The 2780-nt window shown below is 67.1% G+C and carries 5 protein-coding genes; all 5 read right to left on the bottom strand.

The features are described 5' to 3' along the window. The coding region (locus tag ACV4UX_RS18440; protein WP_491594742.1) for a HisA/HisF-related TIM barrel protein at nucleotides 1-493 on the bottom strand (493 nt) is incomplete at its 3' end. After that, complete coding sequence (locus ACV4UX_RS18435; protein ID WP_491594741.1) at nucleotides 490-1137, bottom strand: hypothetical protein; 648 nt, start codon at nucleotides 1135-1137, stop codon at nucleotides 490-492. The genes ACV4UX_RS18435 and ACV4UX_RS18440, both read right to left, overlap by 4 nt. Next, entirely contained in the window at nucleotides 1137-1739 is a 603-nt protein-coding gene (hisB, locus tag ACV4UX_RS18430; protein WP_491594740.1) for an imidazoleglycerol-phosphate dehydratase HisB, read from the bottom strand. Before hisB ends, ACV4UX_RS18435 begins: the two co-directional genes overlap by 1 nt. Beyond that, entirely contained in the window at nucleotides 1711-2163 is a 453-nt protein-coding gene (gene tatB, locus ACV4UX_RS18425; protein ID WP_491594739.1) for a Sec-independent protein translocase protein TatB, read from the bottom strand. Before tatB ends, hisB begins: the two co-directional genes overlap by 29 nt. Nucleotides 2164-2167: 4 nt before the next feature. After that, a partial coding sequence (locus tag ACV4UX_RS18420; RefSeq protein WP_491594738.1) for a GMP synthase (glutamine-hydrolyzing) occupies nucleotides 2168-2780 on the bottom strand: 613 nt, incomplete at its 5' end.

Here is a 2780-nt window from a genome sequence, read left to right as displayed (position 1 = left end):
CGAGGAAGGCCGCGCCCTGGTCGTGAAGTCTCGGGAGCACGTCGTCCACGGTGAGGCCGGAGTCTTCGACCCAGCCTTTGGTCTTGAGGCGTCCGGCGTCGGCGTCCAGGGAGACGCCGATGCGTCCGGGAAGGGCCTTGCAGAGTTGCCCGAAGAGGTCCGGGTCCGCGAGGGCCATGGTGCCGATGAGAAGGCGCGAGACGCCCGCGTCGGCGTAGGCCTGGGCGATGGCGAGGTCGCGCACGCCGCCGCCCAGCTGGACGGGAACGTTGCCCGCCAGCTTGCAGATTTCGGCCACCAGGGCCTTGTTGCGGGGTTCGCCTTCGAAAGCGCCGTCGAGGTCCACCACATGGAGGGCCTTGGCGCCCATGCCCAGCCAGTGGACGGCTGCGGCCACGGGGTCCTTGTCGAAGACGGTCACCTGGTCGGCCAGCCCCTGCTTGAGGCGCACGCACTGGCCGTCCTTGATGTCGATGGCGGGATAGAGGATCACAGTCCGAATTCCTTGAGTCCTTGTTCGATGGCTTCGCGGGCGAGGTCGGCGGCGGTGACCCACTGTCCCTTGCGCTTGAGGAACTTGCCTGCGTCCAGGAGGTTATCCGACAGGGCGCGCTGCTGGTAGTCGTAGTGGAAGTGGTTGATCAGGCCGCCGGTCTTCACGTTGACGAGGTAGAGGTCCAGGATGACCCAGGCCGGGCTGGTGGAGCCGACGGCGGAGCCTTCGCGTTCCTTCCAGTGGACCACCTTGGGCACGACCAGATACTGCACGTCGGCGCAACGGCCCACGTCCTGCCAGTATTTGAGGGTGGCCATGCGGTTGGCGTCCTGGGGCTTCTTGACGGAATCGAGGCAGGGGACCACGCGGGCCGCGCCAAAGACGTTGCGCTCGGGGCCGATGGGCAGGGCCTTGGCCATGATGGTGTCGAGCTGGTCCATGGCGTCGGCCTTTGGGGAGATGACGCGCTCGGGCAGATACCCGGCCAGGAGGTCCCAGGGGTTCTGGGCCACGCTGAAGGGGGCCACGGCCACGTTGAACTGCGGGTTGATCTTGTTGTCCACGCTCGGACGGCGGGCGCAGGCCCCGGCGGCCAGGAGGGCCAGCAACGCGAAGAGGACGAGGAAACGGTGAGTGCGCATCAGCCTAGGCTCCCTTTGGTGCTCGGGACGCCCGCCCGGCCCGGCGCGCAGGCCTGGCGCAGGGCAACGCCCAGCGCCTTGAACGCCGATTCGAGCAGGTGGTGTCCGTTCTTGCCGTAGAGCATCCGAAGATGCAGGTTCATGTGGGCCTTGCCTGCCAGGGACTTGAAGAACTCCCGCCACACGTCCTTTTCCTCGCCCGCCACCTGGGCAGGGAGCGGGTCGTCCTCGTAGACCAGATAGGCGCGTCCGGAGAGATCCACCACGGCTTCGGAGAGAGCCTCGTCCAGGGGGAAACGGGCGAAGCCGACGCGGGTGATGCCCGTCTTGTCGCCCAGGGCCTCGGCCATGGCCTGGCCGAGGCAGAGGCCAACGTCTTCCAGGGTGTGGTGGGCGTCCACGTGGAGGTCTCCCTTGCAGAAGACCTTCAGGTCGAAGCCGGACCAGAAGGCCAGCAGGGTGAGCATGTGGTCGGCAAACCCCACGCCCGTGGAAACCTCGGCCGTGCCCTGGCCGTCCAGGACGAGTTCCAGCTCGATGGAGGTCTCGCGGGTGGTGCGGTTCACAATGGCCCTACGCACGGCCGGCCTCCTTGGCCGCATCGGCCGGGGCGGCCGCGGTCGGCTGGGCGGGGGACGCCGGGGCGGCCGGGGCGCCGGTTTTGGCTTCGGCGCTCTGGGCGGAGGCCGTTTTGGCTGCGTCGGCAGCAGCCGCAGTGGGGGCGGCCTTGTCGTCCGCGCCGGGCTTTGCCGCCGTCGCGACGGGGGATTGCGCGGGTTTGTCGGCGTCGGCCTCGGAGGGCGCGGCGTCGCCGAAGAGTTCCTTCTTGGTCTCTTCGATGCGCTTGGCCTCGTCGGCCTTTTCGATTTCCCGCTCCAGGGTGGACTTCACGTCCGTGCTCATGCGCCGGAACTCGGAGATGCCCTTGCCCAGGGACTTCATCAGGTCCGGCAGCTTGGAAGGACCGATGAGCACCAGGGCGACGATGAGGATGATGACGAGTTCCGTGGAACCGATGCCGAACATGGGTCTACTCCCATTCGATGGTCGCGGGCGGTTTGGAGGAGATGTCCAGAACCACCCGGTTGATGCCCTTCACTTCGTTGATGATGCGGTTGGAGATGCGCGCCAGGATGTCGGTGGGCACGCGGGACCAGTCGGCGGTCATTGCGTCGAGGGAGTCCACGATGCGCAGGGCGCAGACGTTCTCATAGGTGCGGTCGTCGCCCATGACGCCCACGGTCTTGAGCGGCAGGAGCACGGCGAAGCCCTGCCAGACCTTGCGGTACCAGTCCGAAGCCTTGAGTTCGGCCTGGACGATCTTGTCGGCGCGGCGCAGGATGTCCAGGCGTTCGCGGGTGATGTCCCCGATGATGCGGATGGCCAGGCCAGGCCCCGGGAAGGGGTGACGCCAGATGATGGACTCGGGCATACCCAATTCGTAGGCAACCTTGCGCACTTCGTCCTTGAAGAGTTCGCGCAGTGGCTCCACGAGCTTGAGGTCCATCTTCTCGGGCAGCCCGCCCACGTTGTGGTGGCTCTTGATGACCACGCTGGGGCCGCCCTTGAAGCTCACGGACTCGATCACGTCCGGGTAGATGGTGCCCTGGGCCAGCCACTTCACGCCGGGGATGGCCTGGCTT

It is taken from the genome of Fundidesulfovibrio sp. (assembly GCF_058402725.1).
This window is presented reverse-complemented; position numbering and strand designations above follow the sequence as displayed.